The sequence below is a fragment of the Streptomyces sp. NRRL F-4489 genome (assembly GCF_001509485.1).
Classification (GTDB): Bacteria; Actinomycetota; Actinomycetes; order Streptomycetales; family Streptomycetaceae; genus Streptomyces.
Genome location: NZ_LLZI01000287.1, coordinates 47,425 through 71,135 on the forward strand (window position 1 = coordinate 47,425; position 23,711 = coordinate 71,135).

The 23,711-nt window shown below is 73.6% G+C and carries 20 protein-coding genes and 1 pseudogene; 5 read left to right on the plus strand and 16 right to left on the minus strand.

The annotated features are described in order from the left end of the window. Positions 1–4: 4 nt before the first annotated feature. The 8 genes from ADL22_RS32035 to ADL22_RS32070 form a co-directional block, all read right to left on the minus strand. Positions 5–862, minus strand: coding sequence for an esterase/lipase family protein (locus ADL22_RS32035; RefSeq protein ID WP_066987881.1), 858 nt, complete (start codon positions 860–862; stop codon positions 5–7). Positions 863–1,121: 259 nt separating this feature from the next. After that, the gene (locus ADL22_RS32040) at positions 1,122–2,171 is read right to left on the minus strand and encodes a serine hydrolase domain-containing protein (RefSeq protein WP_066987883.1); all 1,050 of its coding nucleotides are present in this window, start codon (positions 2,169–2,171) and stop codon (positions 1,122–1,124) included. A 127-nt stretch (positions 2,172–2,298) separates the two neighbouring features. Further along, positions 2,299–3,453, minus strand: coding sequence for a glycosyltransferase family 4 protein (locus ADL22_RS32045; protein WP_066987885.1), 1,155 nt, complete (start codon positions 3,451–3,453; stop codon positions 2,299–2,301). Further along, positions 3,450–3,986, minus strand: a complete 537-nt coding sequence (locus tag ADL22_RS32050; protein ID WP_066987887.1) for a dCTP deaminase — start codon at positions 3,984–3,986, stop codon at positions 3,450–3,452. Before ADL22_RS32050 ends, ADL22_RS32045 begins: the two co-directional genes overlap by 4 nt. Next, the gene (dcd, locus tag ADL22_RS32055) at positions 3,983–4,522 is read right to left on the minus strand and encodes a dCTP deaminase (protein ID WP_066987888.1); all 540 of its coding nucleotides are present in this window, start codon (positions 4,520–4,522) and stop codon (positions 3,983–3,985) included. The genes ADL22_RS32050 and dcd overlap by 4 nt, the downstream gene beginning before the upstream one ends. Beyond that, a complete protein-coding gene (locus ADL22_RS32060; protein ID WP_066987889.1) occupies positions 4,519–5,751 on the minus strand; it encodes a metallophosphoesterase in 1,233 nt (410 codons plus the stop codon). Before ADL22_RS32060 ends, dcd begins: the two co-directional genes overlap by 4 nt. After that, a complete protein-coding gene (locus ADL22_RS32065) occupies positions 5,748–6,995 on the minus strand; it encodes a UDP-N-acetylglucosamine 1-carboxyvinyltransferase (RefSeq protein ID WP_066987890.1) in 1,248 nt (415 codons plus the stop codon). The genes ADL22_RS32060 and ADL22_RS32065 overlap by 4 nt, the downstream gene beginning before the upstream one ends. Positions 6,996–7,092: 97 nt before the next feature. Beyond that, complete coding sequence (locus ADL22_RS32070) at positions 7,093–7,503, minus strand: ATP-binding protein (protein ID WP_066987892.1); 411 nt, start codon at positions 7,501–7,503, stop codon at positions 7,093–7,095. 173 nt (positions 7,504–7,676) lie between these two features. On the opposite strand from ADL22_RS32070, the pseudogene ADL22_RS32075 reads away from it, so the two are divergent. Next, positions 7,677–8,953 (plus strand): annotated as a pseudogene (locus ADL22_RS32075) (helix-turn-helix domain-containing protein). Further along, positions 8,950–9,513: a flavoprotein gene (locus ADL22_RS32080; RefSeq protein WP_066987894.1), complete on the plus strand. Its 564-nt coding sequence runs from the start codon at positions 8,950–8,952 to the stop codon at positions 9,511–9,513. The pseudogene ADL22_RS32075 and the gene ADL22_RS32080 overlap by 4 nt, the downstream one beginning before the upstream one ends. 39 nt (positions 9,514–9,552) lie before the next feature. On the opposite strand, the gene ADL22_RS32085 is transcribed toward ADL22_RS32080, so the two are convergent. Then, positions 9,553–10,641 (minus strand): DNA polymerase Y family protein, encoded by a 1,089-nt coding sequence (locus ADL22_RS32085; RefSeq protein WP_079064594.1) that lies wholly within the window; start codon positions 10,639–10,641, stop codon positions 9,553–9,555. Further along, on the minus strand, positions 10,638–14,168 hold the full coding sequence (locus ADL22_RS32090; RefSeq protein ID WP_066987896.1) for a DNA polymerase III subunit alpha: 3,531 nt from the start codon (positions 14,166–14,168) through the stop codon (positions 10,638–10,640). The genes ADL22_RS32085 and ADL22_RS32090 overlap by 4 nt, the downstream gene beginning before the upstream one ends. 210 nt (positions 14,169–14,378) lie before the next feature. Between ADL22_RS32090 and ADL22_RS32095 the strand changes: the two genes are divergently transcribed. Further along, entirely contained in the window at positions 14,379–15,440 is a 1,062-nt protein-coding gene (locus tag ADL22_RS32095) for a DUF3533 domain-containing protein (RefSeq protein ID WP_199836421.1), read from the plus strand. Between the two features lie 163 nt (positions 15,441–15,603). Here the strand turns inward: ADL22_RS32095 and ADL22_RS32100 are convergent, their stop codons facing one another. Further along, positions 15,604–16,374, minus strand: a complete 771-nt coding sequence (locus ADL22_RS32100) for an SDR family NAD(P)-dependent oxidoreductase (protein WP_066987898.1) — start codon at positions 16,372–16,374, stop codon at positions 15,604–15,606. A 121-nt stretch (positions 16,375–16,495) separates the two neighbouring features. On the opposite strand from ADL22_RS32100, the gene ADL22_RS32105 reads away from it, so the two are divergent. Continuing rightward, the gene (locus ADL22_RS32105; protein WP_066987900.1) at positions 16,496–17,167 is read left to right on the plus strand and encodes a TetR family transcriptional regulator; all 672 of its coding nucleotides are present in this window, start codon (positions 16,496–16,498) and stop codon (positions 17,165–17,167) included. A gap of 375 nt (positions 17,168–17,542) precedes the next feature. Next, positions 17,543–17,989 (plus strand): subtilase-type protease inhibitor, encoded by a 447-nt coding sequence (locus ADL22_RS32110; RefSeq protein WP_066987974.1) that lies wholly within the window; start codon positions 17,543–17,545, stop codon positions 17,987–17,989. 156 nt (positions 17,990–18,145) lie between these two features. On the opposite strand, the gene ADL22_RS32115 is transcribed toward ADL22_RS32110, so the two are convergent. The 5 genes from ADL22_RS32115 to ADL22_RS32135 all read right to left on the minus strand — a co-directional run bounded on the left by ADL22_RS32115 (position 18,146) and on the right by ADL22_RS32135 (position 23,590). Next, on the minus strand, positions 18,146–19,177 hold the full coding sequence (locus tag ADL22_RS32115; protein WP_066987902.1) for a S1 family peptidase: 1,032 nt from the start codon (positions 19,175–19,177) through the stop codon (positions 18,146–18,148). A 463-nt stretch (positions 19,178–19,640) separates the two neighbouring features. Continuing rightward, entirely contained in the window at positions 19,641–20,597 is a 957-nt protein-coding gene (locus ADL22_RS32120) for a slipin family protein (protein ID WP_066987904.1), read from the minus strand. Positions 20,598–20,784: 187 nt separating this feature from the next. Beyond that, complete coding sequence (locus tag ADL22_RS32125) at positions 20,785–21,696, minus strand: S1 family peptidase (protein ID WP_066987905.1); 912 nt, start codon at positions 21,694–21,696, stop codon at positions 20,785–20,787. 237 nt (positions 21,697–21,933) lie between these two features. After that, the gene (locus tag ADL22_RS32130) at positions 21,934–22,587 is read right to left on the minus strand and encodes a DUF6518 family protein (RefSeq protein WP_234430939.1); all 654 of its coding nucleotides are present in this window, start codon (positions 22,585–22,587) and stop codon (positions 21,934–21,936) included. 157 nt (positions 22,588–22,744) lie between these two features. Next, positions 22,745–23,590 carry a DUF1684 domain-containing protein gene (locus ADL22_RS32135; protein ID WP_066987907.1) on the minus strand — a complete coding sequence of 282 codons (846 nt, stop codon included), beginning with the start codon at positions 23,588–23,590 and terminating at the stop codon, positions 22,745–22,747. Between the last annotated feature and the right edge of the window lie 121 nt (positions 23,591–23,711).

Below are 23,711 nucleotides of genomic sequence, written 5' to 3' on the forward strand. Positions count from 1 at the left end.
CGGCTCAACTCGCCGCGGAGGCGCAGGTGGTGGGGGTGGCGTGGGCCGGGTCGAGGGCGTTGGCCGTCTCGTGGAAGGCGATCCGGTCGGTGAGCCCGATGGCCAGGTGCTCGGAGAGGTCGGCCGGGCACAGGTCCTGGAGGACGACGTTGCGGACGCCGGGCCCGTTGAGGAAGCCCGAGGTGTACGGGGTGACGACCTCGTCGTAGCGGGTGGCGATGACGGTGTAGCGGACGCCGGGGACGGTGTCGCCGCCGGCGTTGAGGCGGCTCAGCAGCGCGGACCCGGCGGCCTGGTCGGTGAGCCCCGGCGTGAAGTGGTCGAGGTACTTCTTCGCGCCCGGGAAGAGATCCAGCAACCGGGTCAGCCCACTGAGCGTCGTCCCGTGATTGTCCGGCGCCAGCCCTACAAGACTGTGCACCTTGCCCGCCCCACCATGGAACTTCAGATACACCCGCGGCATCATCCCGCCCTGCGAGTGCCCGACGAGGTCGACCTGGGCGGCGCCGGTCGCGGCCCGCACCCGGTCGACATAGCCGGCGAGTTGGCGCGCGGAGTCGTCGACGGCCCCGAGGCCGTGGAAGACCGGGACGCCGGGCACCTGCCCGTAGTCCAGGGAGAAGACGCAGTACCCGCGGTTGACCAGATAGGGCGCCAGGCCGAGCCAGTTGTCGACGGCGTTGCCGAAGGTGCCGTGGACGAGGACGACCGGCCGCGGGTGGGCGGCGGAGGGCTTGCAGGCGTAGTCGTTCCAGCCGCGGCTGACGGTGGGGGACGCCGCCGCGGGGGTTGCCGTGGTGAGACCCAGCGCCAGGACGACCGCCGGGAGGACGGCGCGCAGTCTCGGCCGACGCAGCTTCATACGATGCTCCTTGCGGGGGTGAGGGGACTCCGAGGTGCTCGGTGAGCCGTTCACCTGCGATCCGGATCGCAAGGGCCAACGTGGTGACTGCCAGGTAAGTTACGGCCGGGTAAGCGGGGTGTACCAGTGGCGTGACGGTGAAGGAAACCCCACCGGATCCCCGCGGCACGAACGCGTCCGCAACGGGGGTTGCGTGCGGCGGGGACGGTGGGGGCGGGCACCGCACCCGGCGCAACGCTCCCCTCCCGCACCGGTCGCCTCAGCTGAAGGCGAGTACCCGGAACGCAGTGCGGATATCGGTCAAGGGTCGCCGATCGCGTGTGTAGTAGAGCTTGTTGGTCAGCAGCACCGCCCAGCGTCTTTGCCCGGGTGACACCCACAGAGCGGTGCCGGTGAAGCCGTAGTGGGACCAGATGTCCTCGCCAGGCTCCGTTCCGGCAGCCGGGTGCCAGAAGAAGCCGCGTCCGGGCTGCAAGGGCCCCGTTTGGATCCGCAGGGACTCCGAGGTCCATGCGGGACCGAATCCTGCCTGCCCAGGGGCGGTGGTGGTGTCCAGTGTGTAGCGCAGGAAGGCCACGAGATCGTCCAGGACGGTGAAGGTGCCGGCGATGCCGCAGACGCCGCCGAGGAGTCTGGCGGAGAAGTCGTGGACGATGCCTTTGAGGTGGGTCCCGGTGTCCTCGTCCAGTTCGGTCGGTGCGCAGCGGGCGGCGGCCTGGGCGGGGAGTGGCCCGTAGCGGGTGGAGTCCATGCCCAGGGGCTGCCAGGTCCGTTCCATAGCGAGTTGGTCGAGGGGGAGGCCGGAGAGGTATTCGGCGAGGTAGCCGAGGATGAGGGCAGCGCGGTCGGTGTACTCGACGGCTTCACCCGGTGGGCGGTGCAGGGCCTCGTGCAGGACGCCGTCGCGGACGTCCTGCGGGTCGGTGCCGTACAGACGCTTCAGCTGGGCCCGCAGTGGCAGGCCGGCCGTGTGGGTCAGCAGGTGGCGAGCCGTCACCATTCCGAGCGGGTGTCCCTCGGCCTCGGGCCAGAAGCCGCCGAGAGGCGAGTCCAGGTCGAGTTTTCCGTCCTCCCACAGGGCGCCGATGGAGGACCAGACGGCAAGGATCTTGGTGAGGCTGGCAGCGTCGAAGACCGTGTCCAGCCGCATCGGCATGTCAGGTTCGCTCGGATCGAGGACTCCGGTGGCGCCACGGGTCCAGACGGTACCGGTGTCACCGACGGCCCACACGGCGCCCGGATAGGCCCTGTCACGGGCCCCTCCGGCCAGGAGCTCTTCGATCTTTTCGGTGGCGGGGAGGTGTGTCATGTCTTCCTGTTCACAGTCGGTGCGTTGGCCGGACGCGTAATGTCTGCGAGCCAGGCCCAGAGGACGCGGCAGATCAGTGTCCGGCCCCGGCGCGCTGGATGGGGAGATTCCTGGTGTCCCGGGCGCGTCATGCGGAGTGCTTGCCTACGCGCACTGCGGATGCGAGCCGGCGGCCGAGCGAGGACAAGGCTTGGGCCGTCGCGGAGAGCGGGTAGCGGGTGGCGTTCGCGCGCCCGGCCTGCTGCAGAGTGGCCATCAGGCCAGGGGTGGTCCGAAGCCGACCGAGGTCGCGGGCGAGCGCAGCGGAGTTGGTGAAGTCGGTGGCCAGTCCTGAGGCACCCAACGTCTCCCTGAGGCCAGGGACCGGCTGGTAGACAACGGGAAGGCCGGAGGCTTGCGCTTCGAGGGCGACCAGGCCCATGGCTTCCAAGGTGGTCGACGGCATGACGAGGACGTCATGTTCGGTGAAGGCTTTCCACAGCTGCGGGCGGCGGAGCCAGCCGAGGTAGCGGGCCCGCACGCCCATCCGCTGGAGCAACGGGGCCATTGCGTGGAACTGGGACCGCGGCGCCGCGATGCTCAGTTCTGCCCTTGAGACGCGCGCCAGGCTTTTGATCAGGGTCTCGACGCCCTTCTCGGTGGTGAGCCGCCCCGCGTAGAGCAGTCGAAGGTGGTTGGTGGTGATACGGGGCCGCCTGGGAGGCGGATCGGTGAGCAGGTGGTCGGGGATTCCCCACGGGACGCGGATGATCTTGCGTTCGTCGATCAGTGGAGCGAGCTTACGGAGGTGGGCAGCCATGGCAGTGGTGGGTACCACGATGGCGTTGGCGGTCCTGGCGGTTTCGCGCAGCACGTGGAGCTGATCGGGGTGGGACTCGGCGAAGAGCAGGTCCGTGCCGTGGACCAGGGCGATCCGGGGGTGGGCCGGGAGTGCCCGGACCAGGGCCGGGGTGGCCCCGAAGGTGAGGTGCTGAAGGTGCAGGACGCCGATCCGGGAGGGGTCGACCGCGGTCGTGAGGGCTCTGCGCAGGGCGGCGACGTACTGACCGAAGGCGGGGCCGGCCAGGCACTTCCCGGGGACGTGGAGGAGGTCGAGTCCGGGCGGGACGCTCGGGACACCGTGGCTGGTGGGGGCGAGCATGAAGGCGTGGGCGGGAATGAGGGGGTTGTCGCCGGTGTAGAGGTCGAGGAACAGCTCGACGCTGCCGCCGGGGCTGCCTGCGGGCAGGTCCAGGAAGGTGGCGGCCAGCGGGCCGGGCACGGGGCGGACGACAGGGCTCACAGGCCGGCTCCTTCGATCTCTTCGTAGAGGCGCGAGATGTCGATGCCGTTGGTGGTTGCGTACTTGGCACGCTGGTGCCGGTAGTTGGCCGGCGTTCCCGACGCGGTGAGGAAGACGAGCTTGCCGAACGTCATGCCGGGATAGACGCGCACCGGCTTGGCAGCCCGGATCTCCAGCGTCCAGCGAATGGCGTGGCCTTGGTGGCCGAGCGGAGCGGAGACGTGGACCCAGATGCCCAGGGAGCCGATGGTCCGGTCGCCGTTGAGCAGTTGGGCGTAGGTGTCCGAGCCGGTCCGTTCGTGGGTGATGCCGAGGTAGAGGAGGCCGGGTTCCAGCAGGGCGCCGGTGTCGGGGATGTCCGTCTCGGAGAAGGTGGTGGGGGTGGCCGCGTCGAGGTGGCCGTCGCAGAAGCGGAGCGTGTTGCCCAGGCGCCAGTCGTAGGCGTTCGGGGAGAGGCGGGCCGGGTCGTACGGGTCGATGGTGATTTCGCCGGCCTGAATCGCGGCGGCAATGGCGGGGCCGGTGAGGATCACGAGGCGACCGCCTGGATGCGGGTCACGTCCTGCCAGTAACAGGAGGGTTGCGGGCCGGTCGCGGCCTGGTACTTGCCGCAGTACGGGGCGATGGGGCCGGTGGAGACGAAGAACATGATCTGCCCGATCTTCATCCCCGCGTAGACGCGCAGGGGGCGGATCGGGGAGAGCATCAGTGTCCATTGGCCGTGGAAGCCGATGTCGCCGATCGGTGCGGTGATCTCGACGAAAAGGCCGAGCCGGCCGACGGACGAACGCCCGAACAGCAGCGGGACGAACGAGTCGGAACCGACGCGTTCAAGGGTGTGACCGAGGTAGAGCTCGCCGGGCTGGAGAACGCAACCACCAGGGCCGATCTCGACCTCCTGGGTGGGGTTGGGCCGGTGGGGGTCGATGACGGGGCTGGTGTAGGTGAGCAGGGTGGGGCCGAGGCGGACGTTGTAGCTGTTGGGGTTCACCTGCTCGGGCTCGAACGGGGCAATGGCCAGTCGCCCGTCGTGTGCGGCGGCGGTGATCTCGGGTCCGGTCAGGATCATCGGGCACCTGCTTGCTGCTCGTCGGGCAGTGGAGTGGTGAGGGTGCTGCGGACGGCCTGTCCGAGGGGCAAGCCGGCTTGGTGAGTACGGCCGCCCAGGTAGGTGTCGGCGAGGTAGTGGGTGGTCAGTACGGAGCGGATTCCGGGCGGGAGCGGGTCGGGGGCAATGGCGAGGGGACCGACCCGGTCGGTGAGGTGATCCCGCAACGCATAGAGGTCGGCTGCACCTACGTTGGGAAGGAAGGCGTGGACGAGCTGGTTGTCGAAGGGCTCGATGGCCAGGAGGTCCCCGAGGGTGAGCTGGTCGCCTAGACGGGTGACTCGCAGGGCCGTCTCGTTCAGGATGACGCCGTCGGCGCCGAGTCCGGTGTGCAGCCGGTCGGCGGTCTCCTGGAGAAGGTGGTGCCGGTTGAACTGGCCGCGGTACCGAACCCGCACGGGCCCAAGAGGGGTGGCCAGCATGCCCCTGAAGTGAGCGATCTTCTCGTTGGTGCCGGCGAGTTCGTCCGGGACGGTGCCGCTGTCCGCGTCGGGGAACGTGGCCGTGTGGGCCATCCACGTGGCACCCTCCGCTGGTTCTGCGACGGCGTACCCGGTGCCGAGTTCCCCGCCCTTCACGACGAGGGTGCTGCCGATGCGTACCGGTCCGTTGGAGGCGCTGTGGCAGTGGCCGGAGAAGATCACGTCCGCGAACGGACAAGCGGCGGCCAGCTCCACGTCAGCTGCGAAGCCGGAGTGGGAAAGCACCACCCAGGCGTCGGCGTTGTGACGGTGTTGCAGCATCATCATGCGCAGGGCCTGACCAGGTTCGGTTACCCGGTGGTCGGAGCGCTGGTCAGCGTGGATCGTGGCGAACGCGGCCGGGCTGATCACTGCCGTGATGGCGACCCGGAGATCACCGATGGTCGTGATCCGGAGGCGGTCGAAGAGCGGTTCGCCCTGGGCGTCGGTCGCATTGGCGCACACGGTCATCGCGTGCAGCTGGGGTTCGAAGTAGTGCGGCCAGCCGTGGTTCCCCGGAGCGAGCAGGTCGTACAGGCTCGCGAGGACCTCACGCTCGATCTCGCCCTTGCCGAAACGGTAGTAGCCGGTTCCCTCGAAGAAGTCTCCGCAGTCCACGATCAAGCCGTCCGCCCTGGCGGCGTGGAGGTGCGTGAGGAAGGGAGCGGCCTGGTCGAAGGCGGAGTGGACGTCGGTGGTGGCCGTGATCTTCCGGAGTTGCCGGCTCATGGGATGACCTCGCAGATGTCGGCGCCGAGGACGCGCAGCTTGCCGGGTAGGTCGGCGTGGCCGCGGCGAAGCTGTTCAAGGCCGCCGAGGGTGGTGACGCCGCGCGCGGTGAGCCCGGCGATGAGGAGGGCCGATCCGGTGCGGATGTCCGTGGCCTCCACTCCCGCACCGGTGAGCCGCTGCGGGCCGGTGAAGCGGCAACGGGTGGGCGACAGCTCATGGATGTCGGCGCCGAGTCGGGCGAGTTGGGGCACCAGGTTGCCGTGGCGACCGGAATTGATGGCGTCGGAGAACAGGTGGACGCCGGGGCGGGTCAGCGCCACCGCCATCAGCGGGGGTTCAAAGTCGGCGTCCAGCCCACCGGGGGCGAGCGAAGCGACGGCCCGCAGGGAGTGACTGCTGAGCTTCCCGTCCTGGGGACTGTCGACGATGAGGGTGCTGCCGTCGATGCCTGCGGAGACGCCGAGCCATCGCAGGGCGGTGATCAGCGGGGCGACGGCCTCCTCGCACACACCGGCGATATGGGCGTTGCCACCGGTGGCGGCGACGGCACAGGCCAGGGTCCCTGCCTCGATCTTGTCTCCGGGCACCGTCCACCTGACGGCTTTGTCCGGGGTCGACGACGGCGGAGCCGTCACCAAGCGGCTCTCGCTCACCCGGCAAGCCCAACCGGCCGCCCGCAGTGCATCCACGACACTCAGTACTTCCGGCGAGAGGTTGGGCTGCCCGAGTCTGAGCGGCCGGCCCGCCACAACGGCCCGCAGGAGGGCGGCTATCGTCGCCCCACGGGACCGGAACGGCAAGGCAAGGGACGCCGTTCCAGTCGGCTGTGCCCCGGCCTCCACCTGGTAGCCGTAGTCGTCGACGGTGATGCGATCGCCGAAGCCCTCGTACACCGCGAAGTGCTGTTCCATCCCCCGGTCGCCGATCCGGCAGCCGCCCGGCCATGGCAGCCTCGCCCGCCCGTGAACCCGGAGCAGCGCCGGGACGAGGTAGTACGAAGCCCGAATACGCGCAGCGACCTCCGGGGCCGGAGCCGCCGGGGTCCTCTTCCCCGGCATCATCACCACGCTGCGGGGGTCGGCAGCCACCCGGGCCGTACTCCAGCCGCACTGCTGGAGCAGGACGAGCATCGTCTCGGCGTCCGCGTTCGCCGGCACGTTGGCCAGGTGGACCATGCGTCGCAGGGCAGCGGCCGCGGCCAGCAACGGCAACGCCGCGTTCTTCGAGCCATCGACGGCCACGGAGCCGGCGAGTGGCCCGCTGGGACGGACCGCGACGACTTCTGCGGCAGGTGAGGGAATCCGTACTCCTGACAACGGTCAACTCCTCGCACAGCGTTTACGGAAGGGCCGGCAGCGACGCACCGACCTTGAATTGGGCCCAGCACCGCTTACCGGGTGTCGCCGGTTCGATCCCGTGCCGATCTGCAAGCGCGGCGACCAGGAACAACCCACGGCCGTTCTCCGCCGCCACGCCCGCAAGGCCCACGGCCGGCACCACCGGGCTGGTGTCCATGACCTCGACGAGCAGCCTGTCGTCGCTCAGGCAAGCTCCGGCCACGATCGGTCCGCCGCCCGCGTGCTGCACCGCGTTCGCGAGCAGCTCCGCGACGACCAGCTCCGCGGTGTCCAATACCTCCTGGTCGAGGACGTCAGCCCACGCCCGCATCCCGTCCATCAGCCGCCGACGGGCGGTACTGGCCCCAACAGGCGTACTGACGACGGGGAAACGGATGCGGTACGCGTCCATGCGCTGCCTCCTGGATCGGTGCGGCCGCCCCAGAGAACCGCTCGGCGCAGGGTCCGATCCAGGGGCCGAGCAGGCACCGCATCGGCCATGCACGAGCTGCATAACGGCGCACAGCAGGCCGCTACGCTCGTTCCGGAAGGCAGAATCGGCGACGGCAGAAAGGGCCGTGGCAGATGGCCGAAGCACAGAACGAGGCACGATGGACCGGCGAGGTGATCCGGCAGGCGCGTGTGTTGCAGCGCCGCTCGCAGTCGGACGTCGCAGCCGAACTGGGCTACCACCAGAGCAAGGTGAGCCGCTTGGAGAACGGACGGGGCACGGAGGACGTACGAGTCCTGCGCGAGATCAGCCGCGTGCTGGACATCCCACCGCACCACCTCGGCCTCGCAGCGCTCGCGACACCAGCCATCCCGACCCCGAAGCAGAGGACATGCACCGCCGCACCTTGCTCGCCGCCGGCCTCGCAGCGCTCGCGACACCGGCCACTACCACCGTCACCACGGCTCACCACGACCTGGTCCGTGCCCTCCTACCGGGGGGCACAGCTGCGGCCACGGGCCCTGCGCCGGACTCCGGGCAGCTGAGGAACCGGTTGGCCGACGCCCGCCGCCTCTTCTCCTCCTGCGACTACACCCGGCTCGAACGCATACTCCCCGGCCTGATCGGTCAGCTGCGCGGCGCCATCGGTAGCTCCCCCGGCTCCACCGACCTGTCCGGCCTGCTGGCCACGGCCTACCAGACCTCGGCGAGCCTCCTGCTCAAGCAGAGCGATCCGGGCAACGCCTGGCTGGCGGTCGGGCGGGCGATGGCTGAGGCCGAGCGCTCCGGCGATCCCGTGGTCCTGGCCTCAAGCGTGCGTGTGCATGCCCACGTCCTGGCCCGTGAGAAGCACGCCACCCAAGCCATCACGCTTGTCCGCCACACCGCCGATCAGCTCGCCGGCGCGTACGACCAGCGGTCCCCCAAGTACCTCGCCGCCCTCGGCCTGCTTCTCCTTCGCGGAGCCACTGCCGCGAGCACCAGCGGCGACCGCTCAGCAGCCCAGGACTTCCTCTCCGAAGCCGAAGACGTCGCCCGCCACGTCACACTCGACCGGCCCGACGCCTGGGCCAACTTCAGTCCCACCAACGTTGCCCTCCACACCCTGAGTGCGGCCGTGGCCTTCGGAGACTCCGGCATCGCCCTGAAGACCGCACGCCCTCTCATGCGCCGCCACATCCCCGTCCCCGAACGCCGGGCCGCCCTGTGGATCGAAGCGGCCCGGGCCTACAGCCAACAAGGCCGGCTCCGCGACGGCTACCAGGCCCTGCGCATCGCCGAGAGCTGTGCGGCGCAGGACATCCGACGCCCCGCGGTCCGCGAGCTGGTCGCCGATATGGCCGCCCGCGACCGCCGTCGTACCCTGCCGGAACTGCACCGCTTCAGCCGACAGCTGGGAGTCCCCGCGTGAGCGATCAGCACCCCGTCCCGCACACCGGGAAGAAGCCCTTCCTCTACGTCGTCGTGTGCGCGGCGGGCGTCGCCGGCGATGTCGGCACGCTGATCACGGCCGCCCAGGAGGCCAATTGGGACGTCGGCGTCATCGCCACCCCGCAGGGCCTCGGCTTCCTCGAAACCACCGCCGTCGAGACGCAGACCGGCTACCCGATCCGCTCGGCCTGGCGCACCCCCGGGCAGCCCCGCCCGCTGCCGCCCGCCGATGCCATCGCCGTGGCCCCGGCCACCTTCAACACGATCAACAAGTGGGCCGCCGGAATCTCCGACACCCTGGCCGTCGGCATCCTGTGCGAGGCATACGGCTTCGGTATCCCCACCGCCGTCCTGCCGTACCTGAACTCCGCCCAGGCCGCCCATCCCGCGTACCGCCAAAGCCTGGAGCGGCTGCGGGAGATGGGTGTCCTGATCGGCTCGTACGAACCGCACCAGCCGAAAGCGGGCGGCGGAGCGGACCGGTTCCGCTGGGAAGAGGCCCTGGAGCTGCTGGGCCCGAAGGTGCTCGACCGGGGGTAGCCGACCGGGGACAGGTGAGGCCCTGGCCTTCGGGACCCCCTACGGCCGGGGGTGCCCCGGTAGGTCCGGCCCTGGCACCGCGACCGGCCCCAGGGCCGCTGCCGGGCGGGCCGCTCCCGGCCCGAAGCGGGCGCGGGCGCGGTCGGTGGCGGCTTCGACGCGGTGGGCGCGGTCGTCGGCGGGGTCGAAGGAGAGCTGGCGGGCGGCGTGTTCGGCGGGGCAGAGGTCCTCGGCGCGCAGGGCCAGGGCGCGGACCCGGGCCCGCTGGAGGGCGAGGGCGGTGTGCAGGGCGTAGGCGGCCTCGGTGAGGGCGGGGCCGTGCGCGGTGGGGGCGGCCAGGCGGCGGGTGCGGGTGGTGGTGGAGCGGTCGGCGTAGCGGACGGTGAGGGTGAGGGCGCGGGCCGCCTGGCCGCTCGTGCGCAGGCGGGCGCCGAGTTCGTCGGCGAGGGAGAGCAGGGCGCGGCGGCGGCGGTCGGGGTCCAGTTCGTCGTGGGCGAAGCGGTGTTCGGCGGCGATCGAGCGGGCGGCGGCGTTGGGGGTGACGGGGGTGGGGTCGATACCGCGGGCGCGGTCGGAGACCGCCCGGCCGGCCTTCGCGCCGAGGATCCGCTGGAGGGTGGCGGGCGGTGCGGCGGCGATCCGGCCGACGCTGTCGAGCCCGTACGCGGAGAGCGTGCGGGCGGTCGCGGGCCCGACGCCGTGCAGTGCGGCGGCCGGGCGGCGGTCGAGGAAGGCGGCGGCCGCGCGGGGGTCGGCGGGCACCGCGCGGATGCCGCCGGGCGGGGCGTCCTGGGCCGCGATCCGGGCCAGCTGCGGGTTGGCGCCGACGCCGATGGTGCAGCTCACGCCGTGCCAGGCCAGGGCGCGCAGCCGGATCAGCGCGGCGATGCCGGCCGCGTCCCGGCCGAAGTAGCGCAGCGCGCCGCGGACGTCGGCGAGCGCGGCGTCCGGCGGGAGTGCCTGCACCACCGGGGTGAACTGGGCGAGCAGGCCGAGGAGTTGCTCGTACTGGCGGGCGTCGACGGGCTCGCCGGCGGCGGTGCGGAAGCGGATGTGCAGGGTCGCGGGCGGGCGCCGGGCGCCGGGCGGGGGCGGCGGCGCGGCGGGCGGCTTCGGGGCGGCGCTCATCGTCCGGCGCTCCCGGGGCTGGCGTGCCACAGCTTGCGGCCGGTGGCGGCGGTCTCACCGGCCGGGCGGAGGTCCGCCCAGGGGTGGAGCGCGTAGCCGGTCTCCAGGCGGAGGGTGCGGCCGGCGGTCTCGGTGGTCTCGGCGGGCTCGTCACCGGCGGGGCCGGGGGGCTCCGCCGCGTCCGGGGCGGCGGCGAGCCGGGCGGTGACCGCCTCCAGGCCGCCGTCGGCACGGAGTTCGGCGAGTTCGGCGAGGTTCCAGGCGGCGTCGCCGACGACGCTGAAGCTGCGCGGGCCGCGGCGCTGGACGGTGCCGCGCACCAGCAGCAGCCACGAGTGGAAGACCGTGTGCGCGCACCGCTCGTGGCTGTCGTCGAAGAAGGCGCAGTCCACCAGGCCGGTGGTGTCGTCGAGGGTGGTGAAGATGACCCGGCGGCCGGAGCGGACCGGCGGGGTCTGGGTGGCGGCCTTGGCGCCGGCCACCAGCACCGTCTCGCCGTGCCGTACGGTGCCCAGCAGCCGGGCCGGGACCGCGCCCAGCTCGGTGAGGAACTCCCGGTGGTCGGCCATCAGATGGCGGGAGGCGTCCATGCCGAGGACGCCCAGTTCGGCGCTGAGCCGCTCCACGTCGGTGAGGTCGGGCAGCCCGGCCGGCGCGACCGGTTCGGCCGCCGCCTCACCGTCCGTGTGCAGCGCGAGCTGGCCGGCGGGGGCGGTCCGGCCGCGGTGGTGGAGTTCGGCGAGGTGCAGCAGCAGATCGCGGCGGTTGGCGCCGAAGGCGTCCAGCGCGCCGACCCGGGCCAGGCGTTCGGCCACCGGGCGGCTGGGCCGGGCGCGCTGCCAGAAGTCCTGGAGCGAGCGGTAGGGCTGCCCGTCGGCGATCCGCCGGGCCTCGGCCTTGGCGATGCCGTGCACATCGGCGAGGGCCAGCCGCAGCCCCCAGGTGTCCGGCGCGCCGTCCCTACCGGACACCAGTTCGATCCGGTGGGTGACGCCCGACCGGTTCGCGTCCAGGGGCAGTACCGGCACCCCGCGCCGCCGGGCGTCCGCGAGCAGCAGCCGCTTGGGGTACATCCCGGGGTCGTGGGTGAGCAGCCCGGCGTAGAAGGCCGCCGGATGGTGCGCCTTGAGCCAGGCGGACTGGTAGGTGGGCACCGCGAACGCCACCGCGTGCGCCTTGCAGAAGCCGTACGAGCCGAACGCCTCGACGATCTCCCAGGTGTGCGCGACGACATCGGGGGCGTAGCCGCGCAGCGCGGCCCGCCGGGTGAACCACGCGCGCACCTCCCCCTGGCCCGCCGGGTCGGACAGCGCCCGCCGCTTCTCGTCCGCCTCGTCCCGCCCGCAGTCCGTCATGATCCGCAGAATCTCGATGATCTGCTCGTGGAAGACCACCACGCCGTACGTCTCGCGCAGCACCTCTTCCAGGTCGGGGTGCGGGTAGCGGGGCGCGCGGCGGCCGTGCCGGGCCGCGATGAACGGCCGCACCATATCGGCGGCGACCGGTCCGGGCCGGAAGAGCGAGATGTCCACGACCAGGTCGTGGAAGGTGGCGGGCTGGAGCCGGCCGACCAGGTCGCGCTGGCCGGGCGACTCGATCTGGAAGCAGCCCAGGGTCTCGGTCGAGCGGATCAGCCCGTACGTGGCCGGGTCTCCGGGCGGGACCTGCGCGGGGTCGTCCAGGTCGAGGCGGGTCCCGGTGGCCCGGCCGATCTCGGCGACCGCGTGCGCCATCGCGGACTGCATCCGCACGCCCAGCACGTCGAGTTTGAGCAGTCCCAGGTCCTCCACGTCGTCCTTGTCGAACTGGGACATCGCGAACCCCTCGCCGCTGGTGGGCACGACGGGTGTGCGGTCCAGCAGCGTGGCGTCGGAGAGCAGCACCCCGCACGGGTGCATGGCGGTGCCGCGGGGCAGCGCGTCCAGCGCCTCGACCAGCTCCCAGAGCCGCTCGCCGGCCTCCTCGCGGACGCCGCGCAGCTCCGGCAGCTCGGTCAGCGCGGCGCGCGCGTCGCGGGCCCGGATGTGCGGGAACGCCTTGGCGAGCCGGTCCACCCGCTCCGGGTCCATGCCGAGGGCGGCGCCCACGTCCCGTACGGCGTGCCGGACGCGGTAGGTCTCGGGCATCGCGACGGTCGCCACCCGCTCGGCGCCGAACCGGTCGAAGATCGCGCGGTAGACCTCCAGCCGGCGGGCCGACTCCACGTCGATGTCGATGTCCGGCAGCGCGGCCCGCCGCTCGGACAGGAACCGCTCCATCAGCAGCCCGTGCGCGACCGGGTCGGCGTGCGCGATGCCCAGCAGGTGGTTGACCAGGGAGCCGGCGCCGGAGCCGCGGGCGGCCACCCGGATGCCCATCTCCCGTATGTCGTCCACGACTTGAGCGACCGTCAGGAAGTAGGTGGGGTAGCCGAGCCGTTCGATGGTGCGCAGTTCGTCGTGGAGCCGGACCCAGTAGGCGCGGTCGCGGTCGTAGCCGCGCAGCACCATCGCGGCGGCGCAGCGGGAGCGCAGCACCCGGGCGGCGGTGCGGTACCGGGCGCCGACCAGGTCCGGTTCGGGGAAGTGGACGCGGCCCAGGCCGAGGTCGGCGCGCGGGTCCACCCGGCACCGCCCGGCGGTCTCCTCGGTCATGGTGAGCAGCCGGTGGGCCAGGTCGCGGCGGAAGCCGGCCGCCTCGGCGATCCGCTCGGCGGCGGCGGCCATCGCGGCGCCGTCCTTGAGCCAGCGCTCGCCGCTGTCCCAGGTCTCGGGGCGGTGCCGGTCGACGGGGACCAGGCGGCGGGCGGAGTCCAGGACGTCGGCGACCGGGCCCTGGCCGGGGTCGGCGTAGCGGACGGCGTTGGTCAGGACGGCGCGGACGCCCTGGTCGACGGCGAAGCCGAGGGTGCGGGCGGCCAGCCGCAGGGAGCCGGGGCCGGCGCCGGGGCGGCCGTGGTCGACGGCCTCCAGGCGCAGCGCGTCGCCGTACAGCGCGCGCCAGGGCGCGAGGAGGCGGGCGGCGCGGTCCGGGCGCCCGGCGGCCAGCGCCCGGCCGACGTCGGAGTCGGGGCCGAGGAGGACGGTCAGCCCGCCGGCGGCGGACTCCAGGGCCGCGCGCGGCAGGACCGGCCGGTCGGCGCCGGCGGCGTGGGCGGCCGAGACCAGCCGGCACAGGCCGGCCCACCCGGCCGCGCCGTCCCGGGCGAGGAAGACCGCGCGGGGGGCGGACTCGTCGACGAAGGCGCCACCGCGCGCCGGGGTGCGGGGGCGGGGCGCCGCCCCCCGGGACGCCGCTCCCCCGGCCGGCTCCCGGTCCACGGCGTCCGCGGCATCCGCCACGGCGAGGTCGGCGCCGAACAGCGGGCGGATCCCGGCCGCGAGCGCGGCCTTGGCGAAGCGGACCGTGCCGGCCAGGCCGTCCCGGTCGGTCAGGGCGAGGGCGTCCAGACCGCGCTCGGCGGCGCGCTCGACCAGCCGCTCGGGGTGGGAGGCGCCGTAGCGCGGCGAGAAGCCGGACGCGGTGTGCAGATGCGTGAACCCGGGCATCCGCACCTCCTGCACCTCATACGCCCCCCGGCTCTCTTCGTGACCCTTGTTTCACTTCCTCCACCATAACGCTTTCTTCGAACATCCGTACGAACACACGCCAGGAACCCCCACCGGACCGAATAAAACGTCCTAAAGGGATATAAAGCCCTTGGAATCGATGACGGACCCCCTCACTGCATCCGCTGTGACCCCGGAACGGAGCGGCGCATGGCCACCACCGACGACGGCACCCGGCTGACCTTCGCCGAGGAGGTGCGGAGCGCGGTGACGCCCCGGGCGGCGCTCCTGGTGATCGGGGTGCTGGGCCTGATGGTCGCGTTCATCACGTCGTACACCGGCGCCTTCCACCATCCGAAGCCGGACCGGGTGCCGCTCGATGTGGTCGCCCCCGCGCAGGTCCGCGCCGGGCTGGTGGACCGGCTGGGCCGGCTGCCGGGGGCGCCGCTGGACCCGCGCCCGGCCGCCTCCGAGCAGGAGGCGCGGCGCCGGCTCGCGGACCGGGAGACCGACGCCGCGCTGCTGGTGGACCCGCGCGGCCGGACCGACCGGCTACTGGTCGCCGGCGGTGGCGGCGCCTCTCTGGCGCAGGCGGTCGAACTGGTGGTGACGGCGGCCGAGAAGCAGCAGCAGCGGAGCGTGCGCACCGAGGACGTGGCCCCCGCCGGCCCCGGCGACAGCCGCAGTCTGTCGTCGTTCTACCTGGTGGTGGGGTGGTGCGTGGGCGGCTATCTGTGCGCGGCGATCCTGGCGATCAGCGCCGGGGCGCGGCCGGCCAACGGGCAGCGGGCGGTGATCCGGCTGGCCGCGCTGGCGCTCTACGCGATCGCCGCCGGGCTCGCCGGGGCGATCGTGGTCGGCCCGGTCCTCGGCGCGCTGCCCGGCAGCCTCTTCGGGCTGTGGGGGCTGGGCGCGCTGACCGTCTTCGCGGTGGGCGCGACCACGCTGGCGTTCCAGGGGCTGCTGGGGATCCTCGGCATCGGCCTGGCGATCCTGGTGATCGTGGTGTTCGGGAACCCGAGCGCGGGCGGCGCGTATCCGTATCCGCTGCTGCCGCCGTTCTGGCGGGCGATCGGGCCGGCGCTGCCGCCGGGCGCCGGCACCTGGGCGGCGCGCTCGATCGCGTACTTCCGGGGCCAGGCGCTGACCGGGCCGCTGCTGGTGCTCTCCGCCTGGGCGGTGGGCGGGTCGCTGGTCACCCTCCTGCTGGCGGCGCGCCGCCGGGGCGCGGGCGGGTCGGCGGCCGCCGCGGACCGGCCGGGGGCCGCCTGACACCGCGTCCGCCTGACGGCCCGTACGCCTGACGAGCCGTCAGGTTCGCCCTCGCGGAAACGGCGGCGCCCCGTGCCTGCCGCGCCCCTCCCGGCGCGGCAGGCACGGGGCGCCGCCCGTCCCGGTCGCGGGGCCGGCATCGGCACCGGCCCCGCGCGGCCGGTCACATGTGGGTGCCGCCGTCGATCCGGATCTCGGTGCCGGTGATGAACGCGCCGTCCTCCGAGGCCAGCATCGCGATCACCCCGGCGACGGTCTCCGGGCCCGCGAAGCCCTGGCCGATGGCCGGGGCGAGCTTGGTGAACAGGCTCATATCGGCGTCCTCGGGCAGCCCCGGGCCGCGCCCGGTGGTCATCCCGCTGGAGATCGAGCCCGGCGCCACGCACACCGCGCGCAGCCCCCGCTTGCTGTACTCGGCCGCGATCGCGTGCGTCATCGACTGGATGCCGCCCTTGCTCGCCGCGTACGCCGCCATGTACGGGTGGGCGAACGAGGCGGAGGTGGAGCTGAAGTTGACGATCACCGGCGCCTGGCCCTCCAGCAGCGCCGGCAGCGCCTCGCGGATCATCAGGAAGGTGCCGGTCAGGTTGACCGCGAGGACCTTGTTGAAGAAGTCCAGGGTGGTCTCGTGGGTGTGCGCGGAGCGCAGGATGCCGGCCGCGTTGACCAGCGCGTCCAGCCCGCCCAGGTGCTCGGCGGCGGCGGCCACCCCGGACCGCACCGCGGCCTCGTCGGAGATGTCCAGCCGCGCGGTGCGCAGCCGGCCGGCGGTGCCGTCCTCGGCGGCCCGCGCGGCGGTCGCCGCCAGGCCCGCCTCGTCGACGTCCACCCCGACGACCCGGCCGCCCTCGGCGAGGATCCGGTGGACGGTGGCCTGTCCGATGCCCGAACCGGCGCCGGTGATCAGTACGCGGCGTCCGTCAAAGCGGTTCATATGGTGCTGCTCCTTCGTGAGGTGCCTCTGGGGGCTCTGCCCGCACCGTACGCCTACTTGGCACGTTGTGCCAGATTCGCACGTCATGCCGATGTGCCATCGCGCTCCGTAAGCTGGCCCCATGCCGACCGCACCACGCCCCGCCGCCGCGCCCACCCCCGCGCGGCCGTCCCTGACCGAGCGCCGCAAGGCCGAGACCCAGCTGGAGATCGCGCGCACCGCGGCGGCGCTGTTCGCCGAGCGCGGGCCCGCGGTCACCGCCGAGGAGATCGCCCGCGCCTCGGGCGTCGCGCTGCGGACCTTCTACCGGTACTTCCGCACCAAGGAGGACGCGGTGGCGCCGCTGCTGGCGATGGGCGTCCGGCAGTGGATCGGCGATCTGGCCGCGGCCACCGCCGGGCCGGACGCGCCGCCCGCCCGGGAGGCGCTGGTAGGGGCCGCCCGCCGGGCGCTGACCCCCGCCGACCCGCCGGCCGAGGAGGCGCTGCGCTGGACCCGCGGACTGCTGCGGGCGATGCCCGGCGACCCGGCGCTGCGCGCGGTCTGGCACCGCGTCCACCACGACTCCGAGGAGGCGCTGCGGCCGGTGCTGGCCCGGCTGACCGGCGCGGACGCGCTGGAGGTGCGGCTGGCCGCGGCCGCCGCCAACACCGCGCTGCGGGTCGCGGTCGAGGAGTGGGCGGCGGGCGACGCGGCGCCGGACGGACCGGACGGGCCCGCCGCCCTGGCCGCGCGCGGGATGCGGGCGCTCACGGCGGGGCTCCCCGGGCTGGACGGGCGCCCGGGGGCGTAAGCGGAATCGGGCGGGCGACCGCACCGGCGGCCGGCGCACCCCGCCCCGGAAGCACACCGCCGCCGCCCCGGATCGTCCGGACGCCAACGAGCTCCGCCCTTCGGCCAATCACCGGAGATCGCAGCCCGCCCGAACGACCGGTCGGCGGCCGGAACCACTCCTCAGGGAGGCGCCGCCGCCCCGCCCCGCGCACCGGCATCCGCCCTGGCCGCGCGCCGCGTCCGGGGCGCGGACCCCGCCCCGCCCGGACACATTCGCGCCACTACCCTCAGCTTTCATCTATCGACCGAAAGTGATCGGGCGGTGTGCGTTTGAGATGCGATTGGGTCAGACTCCCGTCCGGTATCTGCACCCACGAGCAAGGGAGTGTTCGTCATGCGGTACATCACTGGGGCGGTCGCGCTCGGTACGGCGCTGGTTCTCGGCTCACTCGCCACCACCGCGCAGGCCGCCGCCGCACCGGCCCAGCCCGCCCGCACCGGCGGCCTCTACGCCCCGACCGAGCTGGTGCTCACGGTCGGCAGCGGCGAGTCCCGGGCGACCGCCACGGTCGAGCGCGCGGTCACGCTCAGCTGTATGCCGGTGCCCTCCGGCAGCCACCCGATGGCCCGCGCGGCCTGCACCCAGCTCCGCGCGGTCTCCGGTGACTTCAACGCGGTCACCGCGGGCGCGGCGGCGAGCGACCGGCTGTGCACCAAGGAGTGGAACCCGGTCCTGGTCACCGCGGACGGTGTCTGGCAGGGCCGCCGGGTCGCGTACACCCACACCTTCGCCAACCCGTGCGAGATGACGGACGGCAAGGGAACGGTCTTCGAGTTCTAGAATCCGAGCTCCAGAAGAAGACCGATCGCCGCCGGTCCGCAAGCTTCTGACGGTACGTCAGGAGCGCGCGCGGGCAGGGCACGGCGCGAACCGGCCCCCGGACGAGGAGAGCGTCCGGGGGCCGGTGCGTGCGGGGCGCCGGGGCCGTGCGGCCCGTCAGCCGATCTGCGCGCCGTACGCCTGGAGGGCGGCCGGCACCGGCTGGAAGAAGGTCTCCCCGCCGCTGGAGCAGTCGCCGCTGCCGCCGGAGGTGAGGCCCAGGGCGCTCTCGCCGTCGAAGAGGGCGCCGCCGCTGTCACCGGGCTCGGCGCAGACGTCGGTCTGGATCAGCCCGTCGACCGTGCCCTCCTGGTAGTTGACGCTGGCGTTCAGCGCCTTGACGGTGCCGTCGTGCACCTGGGTGGTGCTGCCGCTGCGCTGCACCTGCTCGCCGACGGTGGCGTCCGCCGCCTGGGTGATCTTCTGGGTGCTGCCGTTGTAGAGGTCCACCTCACTGGGGTGGTCGGTGTCGCTGGTGTACTTGGAGATCGAGTAGTCGCTGCCGGGGAACGTCGAGTCCTCGGTGGTGGCGATCTCCTGGCCGCCCTGCTGGTCGGACCAGCTCTTGACGGCGTTGCCGCAGTGGCCCGCGGTCAGGAAGTACGGCTGGCCGTCCTTGACGACGTTGAAGCCGAGCGAGCAGCGGGCGCTGCTCCCCCAGATCGCGTCGCCGCCGGCGATCAGGGGCCGGAACTCCCCCTTGGTGCGCCGGACCTCGACGGTGTCGCCGAGGCCCTTGGCGACCTTGGTGAGCCGGTCCAGCTTGGCGCCGGTGACCGTGCGGTCGGCGGTCACCACGACCTTGTTGGCCTTGGGGTCCATCGCCCAGGCGGTGCCGGGGATGGTCGCCTTGGCCTTCAGCGTCCGCCGGGCGGCGTCGAGCTGGGCCATCGAGTGCCGGACGATTCTGGGTTCGGCGCCCTTGGCGCGGACGGTCGCGGCGGACGCCTCGTCGACGACGTTGACGACCAGCTTCCGGGCCGCGGCGTCGTAGTACGCGCCGGCCGTACCGGCCTTGAGCTGGGACGCCAGGGCGGTCGCGGCGGACGGGGTGAGGGCGGCCGGCGCGGGGGCCGGGGCCGCGTGGGCGTTGGCGAGGGTGACGGTCGCGGTGGCGGCCAGCGCGAGGGCGCCGGCGCCGGCCAGCATCGTCCGGCGGCGGGGTATGCGTCGGTGCTTCAACTCAGAGCCTCCCGTGGGGGGTTGGGCCCGGACTGTGGGGAGCCGGAGGGGCCCGAGAGTGCGGTGTGAGAGTACCGAGCACGGACGGCTCCGCCCCGTGGCGGGCGCCTCGGGGAGACGCGTCCATGCCAACGTGCGGAGCCGAGTATTCCCACCGGCTTCACCCGGGCACAAGACCGCGTTCCGGTCTCGGGCCGGGGAGTTCACGTTTTCCTCACACCGTGTTCACACCGATATCCGCGCGTCCGGGTCCTGAGTGCGGACATCAGAGGGCACCCGGCGCCTTCGGCGGCGGGCGAAGTGTGAGGACCGCGGCTGACCGGAAACCGCCCCCACCGGACGGGGGAACGGCCGCCGTACCGGGTGCACCGGGGGGCGCCGCCCGCGCGAAGGCCGCCGCACCCGGGTGCGGCGGCCTTCTGTCAGGCGGTCACAGCGGCGGCTGCGGGTAATCGGCCTCCGGCAGGTCCTCCAGCGTGGGCAGCCCGTCGCCGGACAGGCGTTCCGGGGCGGCGGTGCGCTCGGGGACGGCCGGGTGCCCGGGGGCGGTGACCGGGTGCTCGGCGCGGTCCCGGCCGGCGCCCGCCTCCGCCTCGGCCCCGGCCCGTTCGGTCTGCGCCTGGGCCCGGAGGCCGGAGCGCTCCAGGAAGCGCAGCAGCTCCACCGGGAACGGCAGCACCAGCGTGGAGTTCTTCTCGGCGGCGACCGCCACCACGGTCTGCAGCAGCCGCAGTTGCAGCGCGGCGGGCTGGTCGGACATCACCGCGGCGGCCTCGGCCAGCTTCTTCGACGCCTGCAGCTCGGCGTCGGCGTTGATCACGCGGGCCCGGCGGTCCCGGGTCGCCTCGGCCTGGCGGGCCATCGAGCGCTTCATCGTCTCCGGCAGCGAGACGTCCTTGATCTCCACGCGGTCCACGCTCACGCCCCAGCCGATGGCCGGGCTGTCCATCATCAGCTCCAGGCCCTGGTTGAGCTTCTCGCGGTTGGAGAGCAGATCGTCCAGCTCGCTCTTGCCGATGATCGACCGCAGCGAGGTCTGCGCCATCTGGGACACCGCGAAGCGGTAGTCCTCGACCCGGACCACCGCGTCGGCGGCGTCCACGACCTTGAAGTACACCACCGCGTCGACCCGGACGGTGACGTTGTCGCGGGTGATGCCCTCCTGCGCGGGCACCGGCATCGTCACGATCTGCATATTGACCTTACGCATCCGGTCGACGCCCGGGATGATCATGGTGAAGCCCGGGTCGCGCACCGAGGCGGTCAGCCGGCCGAGCCGGAGCACCACGCCCCGCTCGTACTGCTTGACCACCCGCGCCGCGGCCGCCAGATAGACCATCCCCGCGCAGACCAGGCCGACCACGGCCGCCACCACGTCTCCGACCATCACGGCTCCCTGTGTGTGCCGTGCGGCGCGTGCGGAACGTATCCGGATACGTCGCATTCAGTCGCTTTGTCTTCCATGGTAGGCCCGGGCCGCGGGGCGGTCGAGGCTGGTCGCGGGGCGCGCGAAGGGCCCCCGCCGGCCGGCTCGGCGGGGGCCCTCGGTCATCCGGTCAGCCGGTCGCCACCGGTCAGTAGACGCTCACGCCGTACGCGCTGAGCGCCTCGGTGACGGGCTGGAAGAAGGTGGTGCCGCCGCTGGTGCAGTCGCCGCTGCCGCCCGAGGTCAGGCCCAGCGCCGTGCTGCCCGAGTAGAGCGGTCCGCCGCTGTCGCCGGGCTCGGCGCAGACCGTGGTCTGGATGAGGCCGGAGACGATCTCGCCGTTGCCGTAGTTCACCGTGGCGTTCAGGGCGGTGACCTTGCCGGAGTGCACGCCGGTGGTCGAGCCGCGGCGGGTGACCGACTGGCCGACCGTGGGGTTGCCGGCGCCGGTGATGTCCTGGCTGCCGACCGTACCGGCGTGCGCCACGGAGGTGTTGGTGTACTTCACGATGCCGTAGTCGTTGCCCGGGAAGCTGGTGCCGGTGGTCGGGCCGATGCTGGTGGTGCCCGAGGAGTTGGTGTACCACGGCGGCTTGCCGTCGGTGCAGTGCCCGGCCGTCAGGAAGTAGTAGGTGCTGCCGCTGCGGACGTTGAAGCCGAGCGAGCAGCGCCAGCTGGGGGCGTAGATGGCGTCGCCGCCGGAGATCAGCTTGCGGATCTTCCCCGCGGTGCGCTCGATCCGGACCGCGCCGGCGTTGCTGCCCGCGGCCTGCTGGATCTTGGCGATCTGGGCCTTGGTGACGGTGCTGTCGGCGGTGACGACCAGGGTGCGGGTGGCCGGGTCGACCCGCCAGGCGGTGCCCGCCACGTCGGCGGCGCGGACCGCGTCGCCGGCGGCGGTGAGCTGGGCGGCGCTGAACGTCCGGTCGGGGGCGGGGGTCTGGGCGCCGGCGGCGGTCGGCACCGCGACGGCGCCGGCCGCCACCAGTGCGGACGCCACGGCGATCAGCCGGGTGCGTCTCGCCGCGCCGCTGCGGGGGGTGGTGCGCTCGTTCCTCACTGATTCCTCCGAGGGGGATCGGGGGCCGCCGGACGGGCGGCCCGTGAGGCGCAGCCGGGGACGCGCGGACGCGCACGGGGGTGACCCCGCGCGTCTTTTGCGTGCCCCTGACAAGCGCTCGCTGACCGGGAGTGTCGGGGTCCGCGCCCCCACCGCGCAAGAGGGCCTGCGCCGGCGCGTGCGCCGGGGATCACGTCAACACGCCGTTGGCGCAGGCCAGTTGACCTTCGCCGCGCGCTATCGCGGGGCCGGCCCTGCCTGCACCCCGGACCGCCGGGCGACCACCGCGCACCCGGCCAGCAGGACGATGGCACCCACCGCCACCAGCCGGATGACGCTCCACGTCACCCCGGTGGCCGGCGCCTGCAGCGCGGCCTCGTACCGGAGCCGCATGGTCGTCTCCGCGATCGCCACCAGCGGAACGAGCACCCGGAACGGAAGGCCGCGGAATCCGGCGTTCCGTGCCAGGTTCCCCGCGAGCCCGCACAGCGGGCCGAAGAGGCAGGCGGCCACACACCAGACAGCGATCTTCGACAGGGCGCCCGGCCAGTCGGCGTGCGGCGTCCCGCCGGCGGGGTCGGCCAGGTCGACCGTCACGTAGGCCCCCTGCGCCAGCTTGGTCAGGTAGTAGGCGGTGACCGCCGCCGGCAGGGACAGCCAGGCCAGGACGGCGGACTCGATCCGGGACCGGCGCGCCAGGCCGACGCAGAAGGCCAGTGCCGCCCACGACCATCCGGCGTCCAGGACCAGGTGCGCCGCGTGGCCGGCCGGCCCGGCGAAGCCGTCGAGCAGCGGCGCGAGCGCGCCGATCACGGCGCCGGCGGCCAGGGCGGCCACCGCCGCCCCGACGCGGGAACATAAAGAGACCGTGCTGCGTGCGGAAATCATCATCGGTACGGAGCAGTCCTCACCGGGCGGCGCCACGCGGCCCGGCACCCGCCCGCCGGCGCCGGCCCCCCTTCCGCCCCGAGCCTACGCCGGCGGCGGGGCGGTGGGGCTTCAACTCCCGTTCATAGCAGGCGGGTTGGCGACTGCCGGGCGGTGCGGATCAGCGGACGAGAACGTTCCGTTCGCCCGCCGCCAGGGCGATCGGCAGGGTGTTGCCGGGCGCCGGCAGGGGGCACAGGAAGTGGTCGGAGAAGGCGCAGGGCGGGAGGTGGACGCGGTTGAGGTCGACGGGGACGGTGCCGTCGGCGGCCGGGGCGGGGGTGCGCAGGAAGCGGAAGCGGTACGTGCCGGTGGCGCGGCCGGCGTCGGCGAGCACCGCCCACAGCGAACCGTCCTCCTCGACCGCGACCTGGAGGGTGTACTCGTCCGCGTCGAGCGGGAAGGCCAGCTCGCCGCCGAGGGCGAACCCCCGCTCGCGCCCGTCCGCGTGCGGCAGCCGGACGGTGCGCGGCGCGGCGTACGGGCGGAACAGGCCCGGCCGGAGCCAGCGCGCGTCGTGGTCGTGGACCTCGATCCCGGGGAAGCCGCTGCGGGCCGGCGCCGCGGGGTCGGTGTCCCGGACCGCCCACAGGCCCTCGCGGCGCAGGACCACCAGCCGGCGCGCGCCGTGGGCGACCCGGGCCGCCTCGGGCCCGGCGTCCGCGCCGAGGCGGTACGTGCCCTCGGCCGGGGCGCCGTCCACGGTCAGGCCGTCACCGGGCGCGGCCCGCAGTACGACCCCGCCGCCGTCACCGTCTTCGGCCCCGTCACCGCCGTCGTCGGCCGTCCAGTGGCCCGGCAGGCCCGGGATCCGGCCGCCGGGGTGGTCGGCGAGCCAGTGCGTGCCGGTGACCGCGAGCGGGCCGTACGGTCCGGTGACCGCGGCCAGCCGCGCCGCGCGCCACCGCTCCCACTCCCGGCGCTCGGCGAGCGGGTCCGGTCCGGTGGGCGTGCCGATGCTGGTCATCCGAAGTCCTTCCGTCGGCGGGGCGTACCGGATCCGGCGGCCCCAGTGGCGGGAGCGCGGGGCGGGGCCGGGTTATTCCGCACGGCACCGGGCCCGGGCGCGGCGCGAGGCCCGGCGCGCC

What these genes read in the sequence shown, in the direction of transcription:
- ADL22_RS32035 (WP_066987881.1), bottom strand. Translation starts at nt 862, where the DNA reads ATGAAGCTGCGTCGGCCGAGACTGCGCGCCGTCCTCCCGGCGGTCGTC.
- ADL22_RS32040 (WP_066987883.1), bottom strand. Translation starts at nt 2,171, where the DNA reads ATGACACACCTCCCCGCCACCGAAAAGATCGAAGAGCTCCTGGCCGGA.
- dcd (WP_066987888.1), bottom strand. Translation starts at nt 4,522, where the DNA reads ATGATCCTGACCGGACCCGAGATCACCGCCGCCGCACACGACGGGCGA.
- ADL22_RS32060 (WP_066987889.1), bottom strand. Translation starts at nt 5,751, where the DNA reads ATGAGCCGGCAACTCCGGAAGATCACGGCCACCACCGACGTCCACTCC.
- ADL22_RS32070 (WP_066987892.1), bottom strand. Translation starts at nt 7,503, where the DNA reads ATGGACGCGTACCGCATCCGTTTCCCCGTCGTCAGTACGCCTGTTGGG.
- ADL22_RS32085 (WP_079064594.1), bottom strand. Translation starts at nt 10,641, where the DNA reads ATGAGCGCCGCCCCGAAGCCGCCCGCCGCGCCGCCGCCCCCGCCCGGC.
- ADL22_RS32090 (WP_066987896.1), bottom strand. Translation starts at nt 14,168, where the DNA reads ATGCCCGGGTTCACGCATCTGCACACCGCGTCCGGCTTCTCGCCGCGC.
- ADL22_RS32095 (WP_199836421.1), top strand. Translation starts at nt 14,379, where the DNA reads ATGGCCACCACCGACGACGGCACCCGGCTGACCTTCGCCGAGGAGGTG.
- ADL22_RS32100 (WP_066987898.1), bottom strand. Translation starts at nt 16,374, where the DNA reads ATGAACCGCTTTGACGGACGCCGCGTACTGATCACCGGCGCCGGTTCG.
- ADL22_RS32105 (WP_066987900.1), top strand. Translation starts at nt 16,496, where the DNA reads ATGCCGACCGCACCACGCCCCGCCGCCGCGCCCACCCCCGCGCGGCCG.
- ADL22_RS32110 (WP_066987974.1), top strand. Translation starts at nt 17,543, where the DNA reads ATGCGGTACATCACTGGGGCGGTCGCGCTCGGTACGGCGCTGGTTCTC.
- ADL22_RS32115 (WP_066987902.1), bottom strand. Translation starts at nt 19,177, where the DNA reads ATGCTGGCCGGCGCCGGCGCCCTCGCGCTGGCCGCCACCGCGACCGTC.
- ADL22_RS32120 (WP_066987904.1), bottom strand. Translation starts at nt 20,597, where the DNA reads ATGGTCGGAGACGTGGTGGCGGCCGTGGTCGGCCTGGTCTGCGCGGGG.
- ADL22_RS32130 (WP_234430939.1), bottom strand. Translation starts at nt 22,587, where the DNA reads ATGATGATTTCCGCACGCAGCACGGTCTCTTTATGTTCCCGCGTCGGG.
- ADL22_RS32135 (WP_066987907.1), bottom strand. Translation starts at nt 23,590, where the DNA reads ATGACCAGCATCGGCACGCCCACCGGACCGGACCCGCTCGCCGAGCGC.